This window comes from Marinomonas arctica (assembly GCF_003259225.1).
Lineage (GTDB): Bacteria > Pseudomonadota > Gammaproteobacteria > Pseudomonadales > Marinomonadaceae > Marinomonas > Marinomonas arctica.
This window is the reverse complement of record NZ_QHJF01000006.1, coordinates 151,119-171,954: the sequence shown is the minus strand read 5'-3', so window position 1 is coordinate 171,954 and position 20,836 is coordinate 151,119. Positions and strand designations below refer to the sequence as shown.

Here is a 20,836-nt window from a genome sequence, read left to right as displayed (position 1 = left end):
CCCCCTAATTGATAGAGAAAACAATGTCAGATTTAGAATGGATATACGGCATACATGCCGTGGAAAATGCGTTGAATCAGCAGCCAGAACGTATCAAAGAGGTGCGTTTTCAAGAAGGCCGTGATGATAAGAAAACTCAGCGTTTAATGCAGTTGTGTAAAACCGCAAAAGTGCGCCACAGTGTGGTGCCTCGTCGCGACCTAGATCAATTATTTACGGCCACCAAAGATCGAGTGGTTCACCAGGGTGTCGTCGCTTATACCACGATGAACAAAGCCGGTAACGAGGCGGATTTGCACACGTTAGTGGCAGGTTTAGATGAGAACCCATTGATCATTATTCTTGACGGCGTAACAGACCCGCATAACTTGGGGGCCTGTTTGCGTAGTGCTGATGCCGCTGGTGCCCATGCGGTTGTGATGCCAAAGGACAATTCTGCGCCATTGAATGCAACGGTAAGCAAGGTAGCTTGCGGCGCCGCTGAAAGTATACCGGTTTATGCGGTGACCAACTTAGCTCGCACTATGAAAAAGTTACAAGACCAAGGTGTATGGATTTTCGGCACCGCGGGGGAAGCGACACAAACCATTTACGAGCAAGACTTAACCATACCGACGGCCATTGTTATGGGCGCAGAAGGGGATGGCATGCGTCGTTTGACTCGTGAACAATGTGACTATTTGGTGAAGCTGCCGATGGCGGGTGTGGTTTCTAGTTTGAATGTGTCTGTTGCGACTGGCGTTTGTCTCTACGAAGTCGTGCGTCAACGTGCTGTTAAAGCCAAAGTCTAGAGGACACAAAGCGTGTTTAAACAGTTTAGTATCCAAGCGCCTTCTGCGGTGATTGAAACCGAGTTACAGCACAAGATCGACAATAAAACGAAGCCATTAGGGGCATTAGGGGATTTAGAAAGCATTGCTTTTCAGCTTGGTAAAATCCAGCAAACATTGATTCCCAATGTCTCTAAGCCAAAAATGATCGTCTTTGCCGCGGATCATGGTGTGGTGGCGCAGGGCATTAGTCTGTTTCCTCAAGAAGTTACCCCGCAAATGGTGATGAACTTCTTAATGGGCGGTGCGGCGGTGAGCGTGTTTTGTGCTCAACACAATGTGCCGTTACGTGTTGTCGATGTGGGTGTGAATGCACAACTGAATGAACACCCGCTGTTGGGCATACGTAAAGTGGCATTTTCTTCGAAAGATTTCAGTCAACAAGCCGCGATGACAAGTCATGAGTTGGAAAAAGCCATTCAGGCAGGTGTTGATGAAGCCAATCTTGCTATTGATGATGGTGTGAATTTGTTGATGTTCGGCGAAATGGGCATCGGTAATACTTGTGTGTCTTCTTGTATGATGACGGCGTTGATAGGCGTGAGTGCGATAGACTGCGCGGGTCGTGGAACGGGGTTGGATTCTGCGGGTGTTTCCCATAAAGCACAGGTTATTGAGCAATCTTTGACTCGAGCGGAACAGGTCACTGGTCAAAAACGATCCGCATGGAGTGCGCAAACTCTTGCGGAGCAAGTCGGCGGCTTTGAAATTCTTGCTATGGCGGGTGCTATGTTGCAATCGGCTGAGCGTCAAACTGCCTTTGTGGTCGACGGTTTTATTTGCTCTGTGGCGTTATTGTTTGCTCAGAAGGTCGCGCCGAGTGTGCGTGATTATGCGATTTTTGCCCATCAATCCAATGAAAAAGCCCACAAGCTGCTGCTTGATCATTTACAAGCAGAGCCAATTTTATCGTTGGATCTGCGTTTGGGAGAGGGCTCAGGTGCCATTTTGGCGTATCCTTTAATTCAGAGCGCCTGTTTGTTTTTAAAAAACATGGCAAGTTTTGAAAGCGCAGGCGTTAGCGGTTCTGAGCAATAAATCTGCGTAGGGCTGAATCAGCAATAACTAGGTTAAAATAAACAGACATGAAAGGCATGATTATTGGTCCTTATTGGCAGGGCTTTAAACGTAGTGTTGTTACTTATACTCGCATCCCATTAAAAGTTGATTGGGATGACAATATAAAGCACATCCCTGCGGTGTGCTTTTTGCCGTGGATAGGATTAGTGGTTGGGCTCTTGAGCGCTTGGCCATTATGGTTTGATTGGTCAGCTTCACTGCAGGCGTTATTGATGTTGCTGACGGCGGTGTTGCTGACGGGGGGCTTTCATGAAGATGGCTTGATGGACAGCTGTGATGGTTTAGTCGGTGGTTGGGACAAAGAGCAGCGTTTAGCGATTATGAAGGATTCTCGCATTGGTAGTTATGCGGCTTTGTCTATTTGGTTTTCTTTGTCTTTGAAGTGGGCGCTACTCAGTGAGTTGTTGAATATCATTCCCAGTTCCTTTTTGGGGTTTATTTATACCCTAAGTGGTTGGTGCGCTGTGCATGTCATCGCTCGATTTATCCCTATCGTACTCATGAATACGTTAGCGTATGTGAGTATGGGGCAAAGTAAGGCATCAAGTATGATTGCTAAGTTAGAGCCTAGTCAGTGGCTGCTCGCTTTATTGCCTTGTGTGCTGATTGGTGTCTTGGCCTTTAGCTTACTTGATATGATCATGATGTTCATTTTTACTGCCCTGTTACTCTTTTTGATGCGACTTTATTTGCGTAAAAAAATCTCTGGGTTTAATGGGGATACGTTAGGTGCTAGTGAGCAAATCGGCGAGATTTTCGTTATTACGTGCTTGCTGGTCTCTTACTCATGAAATTGTATTTGATTCGTCATCCAAGGCCTGATGTTAAGAAGGGCTTGTGTTATGGGGATATGGATGTGCCATTGGCTGCGGGCTGGGAAGTGGGAGCGCAAGCCTTGAAACAGGCTTTGTCCATTGAGTTTGATGGTGAGTCGAATCGGTGTTTTCACAGCCCATTAAGCCGAGCATCACGATTAGCCGAATATATTGGCGAGGGGAAATCACAGGTTGTTGATGCATTAAGGGAGCTGGATTTTGGTCATTGGGAGGGCTTGTGTTGGCAAGACATTCCAAAGCAAGACATTGATATTTGGGCTGAGGACATTGTTCATGCTGCGCCGTATCATGGCGAGTCACTGCAAGTTGTGGCGGATCGTGTATGGAGCTGGTGGTTGTCGGTGAAAGATTTGCCGATGGAGAACTGTGTGTTGGTGGCTCATTCTGGTGTCATTAAGGTTTTCGTTAGTATGCTCTGCCATTGGCCTTTAGAGCAATGCCATCGAATTGATGTGGGGTTTAGCAGTGTGTCGGAGTTGTCTATTCAAGGTGATTTTGTGGTGTTAAAGCGCTTAGGTGCGGGAGATTGGGTATCTAATCAGTGATGGGTGCTGTTTAGATGTTGGGTTTGGTGTTCGCCAAATCGTCTTAAGTTCGATTGAGAAAAAATTCAAGATGTTACTGTATCTGTTGGGTATGTTTGGGATTGCTGCGTTTGCAATAACAGGGGTTATTTCGTCTGGTAAAAAAGACATGGACCTTTTTAGTGTTGTGTTTCTTGGTATGGTAACGTCCCTAGGGGGCGGTACGATTCGAGACACGGTCTTATCGGTTGAAACGGTTTATTGGGTGAAGGACACGTCCTATTTATGGGTGGCGTTTTTGTCTTCAACGCTGGCGTTTTTTACCGTGCGCTTTATTGAGGACAGGCAAACGGTTTTCCATTACGCTGATTCCTTTGGCTTGGCGTTGTTTACTGTGGTGGCAACAGAGAAAGTTTTGCTGCTTGGTTTTCCACCCACTATTGCCATTACCATGGGGATTATCACCGGTGTGGCGGGGGGCATTATTCGTGATGTGTTAAGTCATCGTCCACCATTGGTTTTAGGGCGAGAGTTTTATGCTACGCCAGCGTTTTTGGGCGCTCTGCTGTTAGTGTTACTTGAAAAAAACATACCGACACATGAGTTTAACTCGATTTACGCCGTGGCTTTGGTCTTTATACTAAGGGTCTTTGCGATACATAAAGATTTGTATTATCCAAGTTGGTTGTTGTACAAGAAAAAATAGTACAAGAAGAAATAGCATAAAAAAGAGATACAGTATGACGGATGAGAAAAAAAGCTCAGAGCAAGAAGCAGAACAAAGTGCAAAAAATGAAGCGCGTTTATTGAAGAAAAAAGCGGTTGTCGATCAACGTATAGCGGCTGCAACGCAAGAGCGCGGTGTTACTATTTTGCTTACAGGGAATGGTAAGGGCAAAAGCTCGAGTGCGTTTGGCACCATGGCTCGCGCCTTGGGACATGGTCAAAAATGTGCTGTTATTCAATTTATTAAAGGTCGCAAAGCCACGGGGGAGCAGTTGTTTTTTGGTTCGCATCCATTGGTTGATTTTCATGTTATGGGTCACGGCTTTACGTGGGAGACACGTAATCCTGAATTAGAGCAAGAAGCGGCAGAGCAAGCTTGGTCGTTAGCCAAGGACGTTTTATCGGATCCAAGTGTGCATTTTGTCTTGTTGGATGAAATCACTTATATGTACAAATATGGCTATTTAAATGAAGCGGATTTGATTGCTGCTTTGGCTGCGCGCCCCATTCATCAGAACGTGATGATGACAGGACGTACCGCTCCGCGGGTTTTATTAGACAGTGTCGATACTCACAGTAAAATTGCCAATGAGCGTCATGCGTTTGCCAATGGTGTTAAAGCACAAGTTGGCATTGAGTGGTAGTACTGGTGTTTTTGTCAGTGAGTCTTGATAGCTATTCTTCATGAAATAGCGCTTATTATGAAATAGCCATCCTTCCGGATGGCGGTTTCTTGTCTAAATTCCCCATTCGATTACACCCTGTCGTCACAGCCATGAGTTCGTTTCTCTTAAGATAATAATTTTAAATGAGATTCATTCTCAAATTTTCTGGACTTATTTTGCTTCTTTTACGATAATGATTCTCATTAATTAATTTGCAGTGTCATCATCAATCGTGGAGAGAACTATGCAAGACTGGGAACGTTTAACAAGACAAGCGAATAAAGCTTATTCAAACCATGCTTTTTCAGAGGCTGTGGATTTAAATCGACAAGCATTGATGCAAGCCGAGCGCTCATTTGATGAAGATTTTTATCGAGATGCGGAATCGGCGGTTGCCGCTGCGGCGGTGAGTTTTTTGAACATTGCTGAGTCCTATACCGCATTAGGCGATTTTATGTCGGCCAATACTCAATATGAAAACGCCGTGAGCTTTTTACAAACTATCATTGTTCGACCTGATATGAGCGATGAGCAGCGTAATTTAATCATGAGAACCGCGACGCATATTCGATTCGAATGGGAGTTGTTCACTCAAAGTCATAGCAAGCATGTTTCGGCACAAAGTAAAGCGTTGATGCAAGCCTTGTCCAATGTTGTGTCTGTACCTAAGAATGCTGTGCGTCACTAATGACTTGCCTAAGAGAGATAAAATGCGGCCTATTTTTTTAGTTGTATGGGGCGGTTTGGGTCTGTTTATGAGTCATTTTGCGCTAGCACATCAGAACTCAGCAGGTGATTGGTCGAGTGAACCTATGAACCTTTTGGCTATCGTGATGGTTGCTGGTGTCATTGTTGGGGGTTTTATTTATAAGCAGTGCGCGCGCTGGCGCAAACAAATGAAGAAGGAGAATAGCGATCATGATGCATAGTGTGATTACCTGTCTTGATAAGTGGATTGGGTTTGACGTGGCGTATGCCTAGTGTGAATGCCGTTAACGTATATTGCGACAAGTTAAAATTTAAAAAGGAGGGTATATGTTTCGTCTCATTAAAGTACAAGGCGAAAGCATGTCGCCACGTTTGCATAATGGGGATTTTGTTTTTACGAGTCGTTGGTACCGTAAGTTAAAAATGGGTCATCTTGTCGTCGTAGATCATGCTTTATATGGTCTTATAGTAAAAAAAGTGCTGCATATTGCGCCAGATGGTCAGCTTTGGTTAGGAGGCGAAAGTAATAAAAGCCTACAATCGGAGCGTATTGGCTGGGTATCACCACGGCGTGTGGTTGGGAAAGTGATCGGTCGAATCCGTGCCAATCCAGTGTACAAAAAACAAGACACTTTATAAAAAACGGGCGAAAAATGCTTTTGTTGCTGGTGTTGGTCTGATTAAGGTTTTTCTCTAGAATCCACGTTCGTTATTTCTACTTTAATATTGGGTTAGAGAAAATTCATGTCAGCAGTCGAACTTCCTAAGGTACAAAAACACACACGTCTTGAAGACGCCCAAGCGGTGATTCTTGGTACCTTGATTATCGCCTTGGGCGTTAACCTTTACACTCATGCTGGTCTGTTAACCGGTGGTTCCGCTGGGCTCGCTTTTTTGATGAAGTATTCAACGCCCCTAACCTTTGGTCAGGCGTTTTTTCTAATTAACCTGCCTTTTTATATTCTCGCCATTATGCATTTTGGTTGGGAGTTCACCATCAAGACTTTCTTGTCGGTATTTTCTCTGTCTGTTTTTGCCGATGTCACACCCATGCTGGTGAGCTTTGATCAGGTGAACCCTTTTTATGCTAGCGTGGCTGGTGGTTTTTTGATGGGCGTCGGTTTTTTAATGCTGTTTCGTCATAATGCCAGTTTGGGTGGCTTGAATATTTTGGCGCGTTATCTGGCTGAGAAATATGGTATTTCCATGGGGAAATTCCAAATGGCCGTTGATTGTATGATCGTATTGTTGTCTGTGTTTGTGGTGGATTTTTACTTAATTGTGATTTCGGTCATGGGGGCTGTGGCGCTGAATATGATAATTGCCGTCAATCATAAGCCAGGGCGCTATATGGGAAATGTTTAAAAAAGCACGGTATGAATCTAGGAAGGCGGCGTAAGCCGCCTTTTTTACGGCTTTAGTTTGCTTAATTCGTGTTGACGTTTCCTAACTGAGCCTCGCTAAGGTATTATTGAATGTATCTAAAAGACGAGGAAAAGAGTTTGGAATTACTCAAAGTAGACAACCTTAACCCTTACCTAGATGACCTTATCGAATTACTCTGTGATGCGGTTGATTCTGGTGCGCCAATTGGCTTTTTGCCACCAATGAGCGAGTCTGAAGCCAAAGCCTATTGGTTAAGCATTAACGATGATTTGCAAGCCAATGCCCGCCAAGTATTATTGATTCGTGAAGACAATAAAGTAGTTGGTAGTGTGCAAATTGCTATGTCGCCTAAAGCCAATGCATTGCATCGCTGTGATGTGGAAAAACTCATGGTACACACGCAAGCAAGAGAGCATGGACTCGGTAGTATGTTAATGCAGGGCGTTGAACGTGTTGCCGCCTCTTTGCAGCGTCAGCTACTGATATTGGAAGTGAGGAGCGACGATATAGCTCACGACATGTACGTTAATATGGGCTATATTCCGTTTGGTGAAGTGCCAGGGTATACGCGCAGTGCGAATGGTATGCTGCATAACGCGACCTTCTTCTATAAAGAAATTGAAACCACCCACGAAGTATTTTCTTAATTTAAACAAAGCCATAGGCGATTCCCTTGAGACTTGATTTTTATTTATCCCACGTGACCGATTTAGCACGTAAAGCCGCCAAAATTGCGGCATCAAAAGGCCGTGTTACGGTGAATGGTGTTGTGGTTAAAAAGGCCAATTATACCGTACAAGAAGGGGATCAAATTTGCCTCGATGATGTGCTGTTAGCATGGCCATCTGAGGGATACTATTTACTGCACAAGCCTGCAGGTTATGTGTGTGCGACACAAGATCCTGATCATCCAACCGTGTTGGATTTATTGCCTTCGCATTTAGGGCAAGATTTGAAAATTGTTGGGCGTTTGGACAAAGACACCACGGGGCTTTTGCTATTAACAACAGACGGTCAATGGCTGCATCGAATTACCTCTCCACGTAATGCCTGTAATAAGCGCTATCGTATGATGCTAGCGGACCCGATCAGTGATGCCGATCTAAAACGACTGGAAGACGGTGTGATGCTGAATGGTGAATCGCAGCCAACATTGCCAGCGGTCGCTCAACGTATTAGCGATTGTGATATTTACCTGACGATTCAAGAAGGTAAATATCATCAAGTAAAACGTATGTTGGCAGCCGTCGGTAATAAAGTGGAAGAGCTTCACCGCGATCAAATCGGTCCATTATCACTGGATGCTGACATGCAAGCTGGTGAGTTCCGTGAATTGACTGAAGAAGAAGTCGCTTACTTTTAATAAAGAGATTAAATGATGAAAGAATTATCGATGGATGAACGTGTTCAACTGTTGGTTGCGCCTGATAGCGAACGATTGGCGTATTTTGTTGAGCAAGTCAAAGCCACAAAACTGGTTTGGAGCTTGTGCAATGAAGATGGTTTCGTGATGGTTGAAACCGACGAAGGCGATTGTGTGATGGTTTGGCCGGACGCTGAGTTTGCCAGCCAGTGGGCTATTGAGGATTGGGACGACTGCGAGCCGGTGTCCGTTTCATTGGATATGTTTAAAACAGAATGGTTACCCAGTCTTGCCCTAGACAATATTACGGTGGCTGTTTTCCCTAATATTGAAGATGAAGGCAAGCTATCAACAGCGAAAGAGCTGACTGATTTACTGGCTTAATATAGAAATAACCCCTCCCTAACCCTCCCCTTAAAAGACACAAGGGGAGGGAACAAAGCGAGCTTGCTCCTCCCCTTCAGGACAGAAGAGAATGGAACAAAACTAGCTTGCTCCTCCCCCTGCTAAGGGAGAGGTTGGGAGGGGGTAAGGCTTATTTTAGTACTGTTCACAAAAATACAAATAAGGACTTAACTCCCCCATGAGCAAACGTCAAAATCACCGTGAAGAAGTCTTTGTTAAAATACTCGATGCCGCGGAAGTCGAGTTTGGTTTGAAGGGCTACAATGGTGCGAGTCTTCAACATATCGCCGAACGTGCTGGGTTGCCTAAACCCAACATCATTTATTACTTTCAGTCCAAAGCCAATCTGTACAAACAGGTGCTCGATCAGACATTAATGGGCTGGAATGATTTGTTTGATAAGGCGACGCTAGAGGACGACCCTGCTGTGGTGCTGGACAGCTTTATTCGTGTAAAACTCAAGCAAAGTTTTGAGAAAGGTGGTGCCTCAAGGTTATTTGCCATGGAAGTGATTAGTGGCGCATTACACATTGGTGATTATTTAAAAGAAGAGCTTAGGCCTTGGTTTTCATCTCGAGTTGAATTGCTTCAAGCTTGGATGGATGCGGGTAAAATGCGTCAATGTGATCCAGCCAGTGTGATTTATATGATATGGGCAACCACTCAGCACTATGCAGACTTTGAAGCACAAGTATTGGCGTTGAGCGGTATTGAGTCTCTTAGTGATGCCGATTTGACACGCATTGGTGATACGGTCAGTGCTATTATTTTGGCGGGTTGCGGTTTGAGCCTCGCTGAAAAAAATTAGTCTACTATTTTGCTTCTTCCCTTAATTGATGAATGTGTTGAACCAAAGCCCGTAATTTTGCGGGTTTTGCAGGTTTAGCCATGTAAGTAATTTGTTGCTGTTTACATAGCTCGACCAGTTCTGGGTCGCGCAGGGCAGTGATCAAGACGGCAGGAATGGTTTTTCCGGCTCGAGTGCGCAGTTCTTTGATCAAAGATAAACCGTCCTTGTTATCATCAAGGTGGTAGTCAACCAGCAGTAATTCCGCTTCGCCCTCGGCTTCTAGCGCGTCGTGATAACGGTTAAAGGTACGACAATCGCATTGCCAATGGGTGAGTAGTGTATGCATGGCGATAAGGTTGTTTTTCTCATCATCGATACACCAGACATAACAATGTGCTAGCTTCTCATGGGACGTCTTTGTGACTTGTGGGGCTTGTATGTGAGTAACATGGTTACTTTGAGCTAAGGGAATACCAATGCTGAAGCAGCTGCCTTTGCCGGGAACGGAGTGTATTTCCGTGGCCAATCCAAGTTGTTTTTGCATACGGCGAACCAAGCCTAATCCCAGCCCCATGCCCGGCTCTTGGGTATTTTCCCAACGGTAAAAGTCGTCAAAAATTTTCTTTTGCTCGCTGACAGGAATGCCAACGCCCGTATCCCATACTTGTAGATAGACCACCCCTGAACGTGGTCTGACGCTGAGTAGTACGCGTCCTTTTTGCGTGTATTTGACCGCATTGGAGACAAAGTTTTGAATAATCCGTCGCAAATAAATAGGGTCTGTGTGCACCCTAAAAGGTCGTAAATGGGTGGTGAGGCGAATGTTTTTACTTTCCGCTATAACGCCAAACTCTGCCACGATGGGAGCAAGAATATCTTGTAAATTGCAATCAACTAGTTTGGGTTGAATCGCCCCTTGATCTAGGCGCGCAATTTCAAGCAATGTCGAGATAAGAGCTTCGGTGGACTCTAGCGAATCAGAGAGTTTTTCAATGACTTGGTTAGTATCGTCAGGCAATTGAGTCGATTGTAAAATGCCCATGTAAAGTTTGGCCGCGTTTAGCGGTTGTAAAATATCATGGCTTGCTAGGGCAAGGAATTCTGTTTTAGACGCATTGGCTTGTTCGGCTTCTGCTTTGGCGCTAATAAGTGCTTTTTCGGCTTGATTGCGACGTTCGATTTCTTGCATCAGTTCGTGATTAACACCTTGTACTTCTACCGTACGAGCTTCAACCCGCTTTTCTAAGTCTATGTTGGCTTCTTTTAGCGCTTGTTGGCTTTCAATATGCTCTGTGACATCCGTAAAACTGGTAACGAAACCGCCATCTGGAAGAGGATTACCAACCATTTCGATGACGCGACCACTTGCCCTGCGGCGCAGAAAACGGTGAGTTGTGCCTTTTCTTAGATGCTCTAAACGCTTGTTGACCAGCTCTTCTATATCACCAACACCGCATTCACCGCGCTCTGCATTGAAGCGGATTAGGTCTTCAACGGGTAAACCGACCTTTAGCATGCCTTCCGGATAAGGGTAGAGAGAAAGGTAGGTTTTATTCCACGCAACGATTCGGAGCTCTTTGTCTACTACGCTAATGCCTTGGTCTAGATTGTCCATGGAAACGAATAATAGATTCTGACTAAATTGGATGGCCTGCGTGGTCTCATCCAAATAGGTGACCATCTCTTCTACTTTGATTTGTTTATCGATCAAGATGGAATTGATAATGGTGCGGGCCGATGACCCACCTAAGACACCACCTAATATACGTTCACAATAATCCACGAATAAACGATTCGGTGACGCACTAGAGGGAATACTTTGGCTATAATCTTGCTCAAAATTTGATAGGACTTGTTGGCTTTTTTGTTTGCCTAAAAAGGTTTCTAACAGTACGAAAAAATCCCCGTTAGTGGCTTTGCTTTTGGGTTTAAAAAAGCCTTTTTCCAGTTCGGTAGTTGGGCTGACGAAAGCGGTTGCTTGAATTCGATCAATTAAACGTTCAGTAGCCAATAACGAGCCCACGACGTAACCAAAAATATTTGCCAATAGACTAATAAAAGCCCCATAGCTGATTAATTCAGAGCGAGATTGAGCACTATATAGTGCCCAGTCCATGTTGCCTGCCAATGGCAACATCATTAAAAGCATCCATGCCAAGAAGCCCAGTGTTAAGCCTGCATACACACCATGTGCGTGAGCGCGCTTCCAATATAAGCCACCTAATACCGCGGGCATGAGTTGTAAGACCAATGAGAAGGCCAAGATACCCGTGCCAGCCAAAGACTCATTATTGGCCATTTTTTGGTAATACAGGAAGGAGAGAACAAGAATTCCTACCATAGCAAAGCGGCGAATCATTAATATACGGCGTCGATAAAGGGGCAAGGCTTGTTGCTGAGCACTGGCGCGAGCCAACATCAGAGGTAAGATTACATCGTTACTGATCATGATGCTGAGGGCAAACGTAGCAATGATGATCATTGCTGTGGTGGCTGACATACCGCCAAGAAAGATCAACATTTGCAGAGGAAGGTTGTCTGAGACTAAGGCGAACTGAATCACGTAAGTGTCTGGGTTAATGTCAGCCGAAAACAGGCTCTGTCCGGCAATAGCTATGGGCGGAATGATGACGGCAAAAATTAACAAATACAGAGGGAATAACCAGCGCGCTGTGTTGGACTGTTGGTTGTTTTGATGGTCAACAACCGTCACGTGAAATTGTCGTGGGAGACAAATGACCGCGGCTGCTGACATGAAGGTTTGCATCAAGAAAGAGAAGGACAAAAACTGTTCGGATCCCCAGACTGAAAAATCGACATTTTTGCCTAATTCATCAATATTCAATTCTTGCGTCATCATAATGGCCACCAAACCGACAGCGACAATGGCGATGAGCTTGAACAAAGACTCCGCGCCGATCGCCAACATCATGCCTGAACGATATTCCGTGACTTCTACCTTTCGAGTGCCAAATAACATGGCAAATATGCCCATTAAAATGGTCGCAATCAGCACCACGACACTGGTCGATGATTCGTCTTGGTTAACAAAAAGCGCAAAGTTGGAGCCAATGGCTTTCAATTGCAAGGCAATATAAGGGATGACTGCCAGCATACTAATGAGTATAACCAGTGGCGCTGTCATTGGACGTTTGCCATAGCGAGAAGAAATAAAGTCGGCGATAGAGGTGATGTTCTGTTTGCGGCTAACGGTAATCATTTTGCGCAGTAGGGGAAAAGCAAACAAGTACAAAAGAATAGGGCCCAACAGAATGGGCAAATAGCTCCAACCTGAGCGAGACGCTTCGCCAATTGCACCGTAAAATGTCCAAGCAGTACAATAAATCGCCAAAGACAAACTGTAGACTAAAGGGTGGCGCGTCAGTTTTTTCGCTGTCGGGCTTTCTTTATCGCCCCAGATGGCAATCCAGAACAGGCCCAGAACATAAAGAATGGCTAACAGAATCCAGAAAACCGTCATTGCATACATTACCTGAATTTAGACTGATGCGTCGGTGTTGTTTACGTTAAATGTAACACAGTCGATTCAATAATCCTCTACGACTTAGGTCGTGTAGCTTGGGTGCTATTGTTTCTTATTTGGTAATACTGCCTTTTGAATAAGAGGCTAAGGTCACGTGACAAGTAATGTTACACTGCTTGATATTGATTTTGGGAAAACAAGGTAGGAGGCATTATGGGCCATTTTTCGTTGCACAATGACATCAAAGCCTTTCATGCGCATCTTTATTACAGCGATGATATGGGGATGGAAATGGCTAAGATATTAGCGGAGCAAGCCGCTGAATTGTTCGATATTCGCGTAGGTCGCTTCCATCAACGGCCCGTAGGGCCTCATCCTGTTTGGAGCTGTCAGTTGTCTTTTGCCGCAGAAACCTTTGGTCAAATTATTCCTTGGCTGATGCTAAATCGGCAATCGCTAGACGTGTTTGTTCATCCGTTAACAGGCAATGAATACGTGGATCATACCCAAGGGGTTAGCTGGTTAGGCAAATCTTATGAGCTGGATATCTCCCAGTTCATGCCGCCGAATGAATGAGTTTTTGTGCAAACTGATGAATAAATGGAGTAGTAAGAAGCAATGGAAATCCGATTAGCTAATTTACAAGATGCCAATGCTATTGCTGATGTCGCTTCCGCATTAGGCTATCAAAGTGCGGTTTCAGCAGAGCTTGCAAGAGCGCGTCTTGAGCGATTGCTTTTATCCAGCGATGACAAAGTCTGGGTTGCCGAATTCAATGGTCAATTGATAGGTTGGCTGCATGCTCAGCATGCTTTTCGAGCAGCTTCGGCAGACTTTATTGAAATCCTTGGTTTGTCTGTATCGGATCAAGCAAGGTTAAAAGGTGCGGGCCGAGCTTTGGTCGGAAAAGCCAAAGAGTGGGCTTTAAGTGAAAAGATAACATTACGAGTTCGTACCAATGACACACGAGAGGGGGCGAAAAAGTTTTATACTGCGTTAGGTTTTACGACTACAAAAATTCAATCTGTCTTTCAATTTTAGGACCTGCTTGTAATTTAGGGATTAATTTATTGATCAAACTTCGCTTTAAATTTGATCAGCAGGGATTATTTTTGCGTTTTTTTTCAAAATAATCGTTAAACATCCCTTTAAAAATCGTCGAAAGTACCAAACTTCTAGGGTTATACGGTGGTTATTGAGCTTATGGAACGTTATCATAATGCCACAAACTATTGTTTGGGTTCGTGTTGTGGCGGTGTAACGCTTATTGTTGAAAGTTAAGATTTGCTTGTATCAAGCGCTCGTTCCCTTGTTATTCATTATTTATTCATTAGGAGAATACAATGCAAATTACAGAAAACACCGTTGTTAGCATGCACTACACCTTGACTGACGAACAAGGGCAACAACTTGACTCTTCTGTTGGACAAGAGCCTTTAGTATTTTTAAGTGGCGCGCAAAACATCATTGATGGATTGGACAAAGCCCTACAAGGCAAAGCGGCTGGTGACAAGCTTTCTGTGTCTGTTGCCCCTGAAGATGGGTACGGTGCGGTTCATCAAGAGCTGATCCAAAAAGTGCCCACTGAAAACTTCCAAGGCGTTGACGAAATCCAAGTTGGCATGCAGTTCATGGCGCAAACACCAGGTGGTCAACAGCCCGTGACTGTTATTGCTGTAGAAGACGACGGTATCATGCTCGATGGTAACCACCCATTAGCTGGCAAAACATTGAACTTTGATGTTGAAATCATTGAGGTGCGTGCAGCATTGGCTGAAGAACTAGAGCACGGTCATGTTCATGGCGCTGGTGGTCATCACCACTAATCCTATTTCTTAGTAAATAGCCGAATGTAAAGTAAGCGGCTTCTGACTTGTTTTAATGACAAGCAGAAGCCGCTTTTTTATGCTTCAGAAACCAAAGTAATCCATTTGATCGATCAGCTCGTACAGGATAAATATATAATCCATTTATAATGCATAGCTTAAGGAATAGGATCACACATGAAGAAGGCTAGGTTACCTCTAGTGATAGTGCTTAGTTTTCTTTTGAGCGCTTGTTCGTCATCCTTTGCCTATAACAACATTGATTGGCTACTTTATTGGTATTTAGGCGATTATGTTGATTTATCATTGGATCAAAAGGCAGTGTTAGATGAACGTATTGTCGCATGGCAAAGCTGGCATCGCTCTACGGAACTTGAAAAGTATCAAGCTCAACTCAAAGAGGTGAGAGGTAAGCTAGCGTCTGGTGCTCTCACCGAGGAGCAATGGTTGAACGAGTTCGAAGAAGCGCAGCAACATCTTCATCGTTTTCGTAGTAAAATTGCGCCTGAGTTGGCGGGTATTGCTCACCAACTCTCCACCGCTCAGGTAGAGGGTGCGTTATCTGCATGGAGTAAAAAAAGACAAGAACGTCAGTCTGAGTTCGAAAAACGAACAGAGGCAGAGCGATTACTTCGCCAGAAAGAGCGGTTGACGGAATTTGTTGAAGATAATATGGGTAAGTTAACTCAGCAACAGGCTGGCATTATTAACAGTTACGCACCGAGATTTCTAGCAACGAACAATGAGCGAACGGCATATCACACCTCTTTACAACATGTGATAAGAGATATTTTTGCCAATCGAGATACATTTGAATTTGAACAGCAACTTGCTGATCTCATCCGCAATCCAGACCAATACAAAACACCACAATATCAGGCTATTTTAGATCGCAACGCACGCTTGTATGCTCAAATGTTGGCAGAGCTAAACAGCACGTTTACCCAAAAGCAAAAATTAACGCTCGATGATAAACTAGAAGAGAAGATCACTCTCATTGGGGATTTGATTTCAGATTAAGGGTATCAGGGACAAAGCACAATGGTAGAGACTTTTAATGATATTAAACAGGCGATTCTCACTTGTCATTATTGTGCGGATACTCTGCCTTATCCCCCCAAACCCATTATTCAAATCCACCCAGACGCGAAATTATTGATTGCGGGTCAAGCGCCTGGAAAAAAGACGCATGATATTGGTCGGCCATTTGATGATCTAAGCGGCGATCGTTTACGAGACTGGCTTGGCATCACCAAGGATGAATTCTACGATGAGCACCAAGTCGCCATAGTACCAATGGGTTTTTGCTTTCCCGGCAATACTTTTCATAAAAATGGTCCGTCAGCTGGCAAGCCGTCAGGCGATCTACCGCCTCGTCCCGAGTGTGCAATAAAATGGCGAGAAGCGGTGCTGAGCCAGTTGGCTAATATTGAATTAACGATTGTGTTAGGGGCTTATGCGCAAGCCTACCATTTGGATCAATCTGGGAATGTGACGGAGCAAGTTAAGCTGTGGCAATATTGGTTGGAGCAAGGCAAGTTAGTATTGCCTCACCCTAGTCCAAGGAATAATCGTTGGCTCAAGCAAAATCCATGGTTTGAAGCCGAGGTGTTGCCTGAATTAAAAGCCCGTGTAAAAGCTCTTATCAGTAAGCCAGTGTCATAAGACAATGCTCAATGCCATCTTCCATGTACGGCTCGGATGCCACTTCAAAACCATGGGACTGGTAGACCTTTTTAAGATGGAACTGAGCGCCAATTTTGATGTTTGTGCTTGGCCAGAGAGCAAAGGTCTGCTTAATCGCTTGGTCTATGAGCGCGTGTCCTAGTTTTTCTTTTCGATATTGAGCAGCCACGACCACGCGGCCAATACTAGTATGGTCTTCGTAGCTATCGTCTTTTGCTAAGAGACGTGCATAGGCGACGATTGTGTTATCGCGAATGGCATACAGATGTCGTGTTTCAGGCAACATATCCAAACCGTCTAGTTCCGGATAGGGGCAATTTTGCTCTACCACAAACACATCACAGCGCAGTTTTAGCAGCTGATAAAGCGTGTGAGTGGACAATTCACTAAAAGGTTTACAATGCCAGATCATGTTATTTCCCATGTGTTTTTGTTTTCTCGATCAACAAAGGCATTAAGCAAAGCGATTTTCGAGATAACGAATGATCTGTGAAGACTCATACATCCATTCCACTTTACCATCTTGCTCAATACGCAAGCACGGCACTTTGATTTTACCGCCACCCTGTAATAATGCTTCACGATGAGGGGAGCCTTCGGAAGCACTGCGTTTTTCGATGGGTAGGTTGAGTTTGTACATGGCTCTGCGAGTTTTGATGCAAAACGGACAGGCAAAGAATTGATAAAGTGTTAGGTCTTGTACTTCTGTATTGATTTGTTGTTGCGTTTCAGGTGCTCTTTTAAGCTTGGTTCCGCGCGTTAGAACGTCTGCGGTTGCAATGATGAGACCTAAAAGGTTTCGGATCAGTTTAATAAACAATTTCATATCAAGGCTCGCTTTCGCTATTGGATCATGCTGTGTATCGGCCGCCATTCTAGCGGTAAAGTGTTCATTTTTTAAGTATTCGTCATAAATTATCGACTATAGTGGTTTGAGTCATCTTTTTTGCCAGTATCTGCGTATAAGCTTTGACGTATTTTATAGCAAGGACCCTGAATGTTATGACACTTTCCCCAAGCGACGAATCAAGAGTAATAGAAATGGCATGGGAAGACAGAACGCCATTTGAAGCAATCGAAAAACAGTTCGGAATGAGTGAGCCACAAGTGATACGCTTTATGAGAGGCAATTTAAAGCCAAGTAGTTTTAGGTTGTGGCGTGAACGAGTGAGTGGTCGTCAGACTAAGCATTTGCAACTCCGAGACCCTGCCGTAAGTCGAGGGTATTGTCGAGCGCAATACAAACCAAGATAGATAAAAATGTAATGTATAAGGATAGGAAATAAAAAAGAAGGGGAAGCGCTTAATGTTTTTATTTTAGCGCCATTTCCTTTTAGGTCGGTTGAAGTAAGCCAAAATGTCTATTTTTCTAGCCTAGACGCTTACCCAATAATGACCCGATCAAGCTATTAAGCGTGTTGAGCTGGAGAAGAAACCAATGCAGATTTTACTTTGATCGCTAGGTTTTTAACCGCTTTGATCGCAGAAGCTACGCCAGCAACAATGTATTCAGCGCGTTCAGCACGAGCGATAGCTTCGTATTTTTCTGCGTCTGTTAGGTAAGAAGTGTTAACGCTTTTTAGTAATTCGGCGATAGATTGATTGTTTTTCATGATATAAACCTCGTTGGATGTTTGTTTACGTTGTTACCAAAACAAACTACGTTTTGATGCTTCTATAGTAGAAATTCGGTGTAAAGAAGACAAACGATAAAAAATACACCAATACCTGAAAAAAACTAATCAATCTATTTTGGTTGATATAAGTGATTGTTTTGTAAGGGTTTTTACATCTTATCAAGAGGGCTTCCCTGTTGTTTTGCTGTATCTAAGCGGATGTATGATTTTGTGCTGACAACGTTGGCATGAGAATACAATTGCTTGACTACCAAATCTGTAAATTCCGCCATGTCTTTGGCACAAATTTCCACCATTAAATCCACGTCTCCTGTGACGCCATGAACATTAATCGCAGCGCTTTGTTGCTGTAAAAAATCCATTACATTGGTGCGAGCATTGGGTATGTCTTTACTCACGGTTACTAGGGTCCAAGCCATGACGCTATAGCCCAGTTTTTGATAGTTTACTTGTGCTCGATAGCCACTAATGATGTCCATTTCTTCTAAATGACGTAGGCGTCGCAGGCATTGGGATTGAGATAGGTTGATTAGCTGAGCTAACTCTGTATTGCTAAGACGGCCATCTTTTTCTAATGCTTGTATTATTTTGTAGTCTGTGCGATCTAGGGTGATTTCTTTCATAGAATGCTCAATTTAAATGAAAATCTTGTGTTACGTCCGTTATTCTACACTCAAATAGCAAACAACTTGCGCGCCAGATTCTTTATACTTTAAATCACTTTTGGTTAGGAGATCAGGTGATGGCTATGTCATTAGATTTGGCGTTTGTGCGTTCTCAATTTCCCGCGTTTAAAGAACCTTCTTTGGCCGGCCAGGCTTTTTTTGATAATGCGGGCGGTTCTTATGCTTGTCAGGCGGTGATAGATCATTTAAATCAATATTACCGAGAGACCAAACTGCAACCTTATCATCTTCACCCGGCAGCGCAAAAAGCCGGTGCGCAAATGGATTTGGCCCATGAGCGTCTGGCGTCTTATTTGAATGTGAATACCAGCGAAGTGCATCTTGGGCCTTCTACGTCTCAAAATACTTATGTGTTAGCACAGGCTTTTGGCAAGATTTTAAAAGCGGGCGACGAGATCATTGTGACCAATCAAGATCATGAAGCGAACATCGGTGTTTGGCGTTCGTTACAGGGACGAGGAGTGGTGATCAAAGAATGGCGGGTGGATCCACAAACGGGATCTTTAGATATTAAAGATTTAGTGGCTCTTTTCTCCGAGCAAACCAAATTGTTGGCTTTTACTCACTGTTCCAATATCGTCGCCGAGATTAATCCAGTCGCCGATATTTGCAAACTGGCAAAAGCCGCGAATGTGGCAACGGTGGTTGATGGGGTGTCTTTTGCTGGTCATGGCTTGCCGGATGTGGATGCACTAGGTGCCGATATTTATCTGTTTTCTCTCTATAAAGCTTACGGAACGCATCTTGGTGTGATGGTCATTCGTGATGCCATGGCGGATAAGTTGGGTAATCAGGCGCATTATTTTAATAAAGCCTATCGTCATAAGTGGTTTGTCCCAGCTGGGCCTGATCACGCACAAGTCGCGGCGAGTCGTGGTGTGTTAGATTACTTCGATGCCTTGCACGATCATCATTTTGAGGCGACAGATTCCGCAGCGGAAAAGGCTAAGCGAGTACGCAGCTTGATGCATGATGCTGAACAGGTTTTATTGTCTAAATTACTTAGGTTTGTGGACCAACATCCGAAATTGATTCTATTGGGACCTGCTGATCCTGCAAAAAGAGCGGCAACGGTTTCTGTGATTCCAACAGAGCAATCCCCTCAAGAGCTGGCGCAAAAGTTGGTGGATCAAAGCATTATTTGTGGTGCAGGGCATTTTTATGCAGTGCGTCTATTGGAAGCCATGGGTGTTGCAAATACAGGGGTGGTTCGGTTGTCGTTTGTTCACTATACAAATGCGGAAGAAATAGATCAGTTGATGGCAGCCCTAGATAAAGCGCTGTCATAACAAATAAATCAGCTGTCTGGAAAGGCCGTTCAAAGAACGGCCTTTTGTTTGTATGTTTAATGTTATTTATTGGCTCTTTGGTTCAGGCCAAAACTCGTAATGAATCGCCGAGCTGGCGTCTCGTCTTGGTAACCAGCCAGCTCTTTCTAGATCCGGGGTGTCATGGAACGCTTCTACATAGCCTACGCACAAATAGGCAATGATATCGATGGATTCAGGAATATTGAGCGTATCGCGTATCACCTTGTCATGAACAATACTGACCCAACCCACGCCAAGGTTTTCCGCTCTTGCCGCTAGCCATAGGTTTTGTACCGCGCAGACAGAACTGAATAAATCCATTTCCGGCTTCGCGGTGCGTCCTAGCACAACAGGCCCTGTTCGACTGCGATCGCAGGTCACACAAATCCCCAAAGGCGCTTCTTCGATTCCTTCTAATTTGAGGCTTTTGTATTGCTCTTTGCGTTCACCTTCGAACCGTTCAGCCGCTTCGGCGTGAGCTTGTAAAAAACCGTGTTTTATTTGTGCCTTGGATTCTGGCTTAGTAACAAGAATAAAGTCCCAAGGCTGCATAAAGCCCACGCTTGGCGCATGATGCGCCGCCAGTAAGACACGTTCCAAAACATCATTTGGAATAGCATCGGGTTTGAATTCTCGTCGTACATCACGGCGGGAAAATATGGTTTTGTAAACCGCATCGCGCTCTTCTGGTGTGATCTGCATAATGATCGACTTTTGTTTAGTGGAAAGCCGATATTATGAGGAATAGTGGTGCTATATGCCAATGAGTAAAATTCAAACGCTAACCGAGTTTAACTCATCTGATTAATTGGTGAGTTAGAGCAAAACCGCCTATCCATGGTGAGCGAGGTACAAAATAAGAAAAAATCAAGTTGATAATATCAAGGGGTGGAT

27 protein-coding genes are annotated in these 20,836 nt (G+C 44.3%); 21 read left to right on the top strand and 6 right to left on the bottom strand.

Annotated features, from left to right (window positions below; translation table 11 throughout):
• Nucleotides 1-23: 23 nt before the first annotated feature.
• The 14 genes from rlmB to DK187_RS05625 all read left to right on the top strand — a co-directional run bounded on the left by rlmB (nt 24) and on the right by DK187_RS05625 (nt 9,331).
• Nucleotides 24-791, top strand: coding sequence for a 23S rRNA (guanosine(2251)-2'-O)-methyltransferase RlmB (gene rlmB, locus DK187_RS05690; protein WP_111606365.1), 768 nt, complete (start codon nt 24-26; stop codon nt 789-791).
• Between the two features lie 12 nt (nt 792-803).
• Nucleotides 804-1,868: a nicotinate-nucleotide--dimethylbenzimidazole phosphoribosyltransferase gene (gene cobT / locus DK187_RS05685; RefSeq protein ID WP_111606364.1), complete on the top strand. Its 1,065-nt coding sequence runs from the start codon at nt 804-806 to the stop codon at nt 1,866-1,868.
• Nucleotides 1,869-1,915: 47 nt separating this feature from the next.
• Nucleotides 1,916-2,701, top strand: coding sequence for an adenosylcobinamide-GDP ribazoletransferase (locus tag DK187_RS05680; protein WP_111606363.1), 786 nt, complete (start codon nt 1,916-1,918; stop codon nt 2,699-2,701).
• Complete coding sequence (locus tag DK187_RS05675; protein ID WP_111606362.1) at nt 2,698-3,291, top strand: histidine phosphatase family protein; 594 nt, start codon at nt 2,698-2,700, stop codon at nt 3,289-3,291. Before DK187_RS05680 ends, DK187_RS05675 begins: the two co-directional genes overlap by 4 nt.
• Nucleotides 3,292-3,361: 70 nt before the next feature.
• On the top strand, nt 3,362-3,976 hold the full coding sequence (locus tag DK187_RS05670; RefSeq protein WP_111606361.1) for a trimeric intracellular cation channel family protein: 615 nt from the start codon (nt 3,362-3,364) through the stop codon (nt 3,974-3,976).
• Nucleotides 3,977-4,010: 34 nt separating this feature from the next.
• Nucleotides 4,011-4,640, top strand: a complete 630-nt coding sequence (cobO, locus tag DK187_RS05665; protein WP_111606360.1) for a cob(I)yrinic acid a,c-diamide adenosyltransferase — start codon at nt 4,011-4,013, stop codon at nt 4,638-4,640.
• 265 nt (nt 4,641-4,905) lie between these two features.
• A complete protein-coding gene (locus tag DK187_RS05660) occupies nt 4,906-5,349 on the top strand; it encodes a tetratricopeptide repeat protein (RefSeq protein ID WP_111606359.1) in 444 nt (147 codons plus the stop codon).
• A 22-nt stretch (nt 5,350-5,371) separates the two neighbouring features.
• A complete protein-coding gene (locus tag DK187_RS05655; RefSeq protein ID WP_111606358.1) occupies nt 5,372-5,590 on the top strand; it encodes a hypothetical protein in 219 nt (72 codons plus the stop codon).
• 106 nt (nt 5,591-5,696) lie between these two features.
• Entirely contained in the window at nt 5,697-6,008 is a 312-nt protein-coding gene (locus tag DK187_RS05650; RefSeq protein ID WP_111606357.1) for a S24 family peptidase, read from the top strand.
• Nucleotides 6,009-6,113: 105 nt separating this feature from the next.
• On the top strand, nt 6,114-6,734 hold the full coding sequence (locus DK187_RS05645; RefSeq protein WP_111606356.1) for a YitT family protein: 621 nt from the start codon (nt 6,114-6,116) through the stop codon (nt 6,732-6,734).
• 110 nt (nt 6,735-6,844) lie between these two features.
• Nucleotides 6,845-7,402, top strand: coding sequence for a GNAT family N-acetyltransferase (locus DK187_RS05640; protein ID WP_229676478.1), 558 nt, complete (start codon nt 6,845-6,847; stop codon nt 7,400-7,402).
• A 26-nt stretch (nt 7,403-7,428) separates the two neighbouring features.
• Nucleotides 7,429-8,118 (top strand): pseudouridine synthase, encoded by a 690-nt coding sequence (locus tag DK187_RS05635; protein WP_111606355.1) that lies wholly within the window; start codon nt 7,429-7,431, stop codon nt 8,116-8,118.
• Between the two features lie 12 nt (nt 8,119-8,130).
• Entirely contained in the window at nt 8,131-8,502 is a 372-nt protein-coding gene (locus DK187_RS05630) for a DUF2750 domain-containing protein (RefSeq protein WP_111606354.1), read from the top strand.
• A gap of 199 nt (nt 8,503-8,701) precedes the next feature.
• Nucleotides 8,702-9,331, top strand: coding sequence for a TetR/AcrR family transcriptional regulator (locus DK187_RS05625; protein ID WP_111606353.1), 630 nt, complete (start codon nt 8,702-8,704; stop codon nt 9,329-9,331).
• Nucleotides 9,332-9,335: 4 nt separating this feature from the next.
• Here DK187_RS05625 and DK187_RS05620 read toward each other — a convergent pair whose 3' ends face one another.
• On the bottom strand, nt 9,336-12,794 hold the full coding sequence (locus DK187_RS05620) for a PAS domain-containing hybrid sensor histidine kinase/response regulator (RefSeq protein ID WP_111606352.1): 3,459 nt from the start codon (nt 12,792-12,794) through the stop codon (nt 9,336-9,338).
• A gap of 216 nt (nt 12,795-13,010) precedes the next feature.
• On the opposite strand from DK187_RS05620, the gene DK187_RS05615 reads away from it, so the two are divergent.
• From DK187_RS05615 to DK187_RS05595, 5 genes are all read left to right on the top strand, one after another.
• Nucleotides 13,011-13,373: a DOPA 4,5-dioxygenase family protein gene (locus tag DK187_RS05615; RefSeq protein ID WP_111606351.1), complete on the top strand. Its 363-nt coding sequence runs from the start codon at nt 13,011-13,013 to the stop codon at nt 13,371-13,373.
• A 42-nt stretch (nt 13,374-13,415) separates the two neighbouring features.
• Nucleotides 13,416-13,838 (top strand): GNAT family N-acetyltransferase, encoded by a 423-nt coding sequence (locus DK187_RS05610; RefSeq protein ID WP_111606350.1) that lies wholly within the window; start codon nt 13,416-13,418, stop codon nt 13,836-13,838.
• Nucleotides 13,839-14,140: 302 nt separating this feature from the next.
• Nucleotides 14,141-14,623 (top strand): FKBP-type peptidyl-prolyl cis-trans isomerase, encoded by a 483-nt coding sequence (locus tag DK187_RS05605; RefSeq protein WP_111606349.1) that lies wholly within the window; start codon nt 14,141-14,143, stop codon nt 14,621-14,623.
• Nucleotides 14,624-14,800: 177 nt separating this feature from the next.
• Nucleotides 14,801-15,643, top strand: coding sequence for a DUF6279 family lipoprotein (locus tag DK187_RS05600; protein WP_111606348.1), 843 nt, complete (start codon nt 14,801-14,803; stop codon nt 15,641-15,643).
• A gap of 21 nt (nt 15,644-15,664) precedes the next feature.
• On the top strand, nt 15,665-16,288 hold the full coding sequence (locus tag DK187_RS05595; RefSeq protein ID WP_111606347.1) for a uracil-DNA glycosylase family protein: 624 nt from the start codon (nt 15,665-15,667) through the stop codon (nt 16,286-16,288).
• On the opposite strand, the gene DK187_RS05590 is transcribed toward DK187_RS05595, so the two are convergent.
• Both DK187_RS05590 and DK187_RS05585 read right to left on the bottom strand, forming a co-directional pair.
• Entirely contained in the window at nt 16,269-16,721 is a 453-nt protein-coding gene (locus DK187_RS05590; protein WP_111606346.1) for a GNAT family N-acetyltransferase, read from the bottom strand. The genes DK187_RS05595 and DK187_RS05590 overlap by 20 nt on opposite strands.
• 42 nt (nt 16,722-16,763) lie before the next feature.
• Nucleotides 16,764-17,135, bottom strand: a complete 372-nt coding sequence (locus DK187_RS05585) for a glutathione S-transferase N-terminal domain-containing protein (RefSeq protein ID WP_111606382.1) — start codon at nt 17,133-17,135, stop codon at nt 16,764-16,766.
• Nucleotides 17,136-17,311: 176 nt separating this feature from the next.
• On the opposite strand from DK187_RS05585, the gene DK187_RS05580 reads away from it, so the two are divergent.
• Nucleotides 17,312-17,563 carry a TIGR03643 family protein gene (locus DK187_RS05580; RefSeq protein ID WP_111606345.1) on the top strand — a complete coding sequence of 84 codons (252 nt, stop codon included), beginning with the start codon at nt 17,312-17,314 and terminating at the stop codon, nt 17,561-17,563.
• A 155-nt stretch (nt 17,564-17,718) separates the two neighbouring features.
• Here the strand turns inward: DK187_RS05580 and DK187_RS05575 are convergent, their stop codons facing one another.
• A complete protein-coding gene (locus DK187_RS05575) occupies nt 17,719-17,922 on the bottom strand; it encodes an RSP_7527 family protein (protein WP_111606344.1) in 204 nt (67 codons plus the stop codon).
• Between the two features lie 173 nt (nt 17,923-18,095).
• Nucleotides 18,096-18,569 carry an Lrp/AsnC family transcriptional regulator gene (locus tag DK187_RS05570; protein ID WP_111606343.1) on the bottom strand — a complete coding sequence of 158 codons (474 nt, stop codon included), beginning with the start codon at nt 18,567-18,569 and terminating at the stop codon, nt 18,096-18,098.
• Between the two features lie 119 nt (nt 18,570-18,688).
• Between DK187_RS05570 and DK187_RS05565 the strand changes: the two genes are divergently transcribed.
• Nucleotides 18,689-19,921 carry an aminotransferase class V-fold PLP-dependent enzyme gene (locus DK187_RS05565; protein WP_111606342.1) on the top strand — a complete coding sequence of 411 codons (1,233 nt, stop codon included), beginning with the start codon at nt 18,689-18,691 and terminating at the stop codon, nt 19,919-19,921.
• A gap of 66 nt (nt 19,922-19,987) precedes the next feature.
• On the opposite strand, the gene bluB is transcribed toward DK187_RS05565, so the two are convergent.
• Nucleotides 19,988-20,644: a 5,6-dimethylbenzimidazole synthase gene (gene bluB, locus DK187_RS05560; protein ID WP_111606341.1), complete on the bottom strand. Its 657-nt coding sequence runs from the start codon at nt 20,642-20,644 to the stop codon at nt 19,988-19,990.
• Nucleotides 20,645-20,836 lie beyond the last annotated feature (192 nt).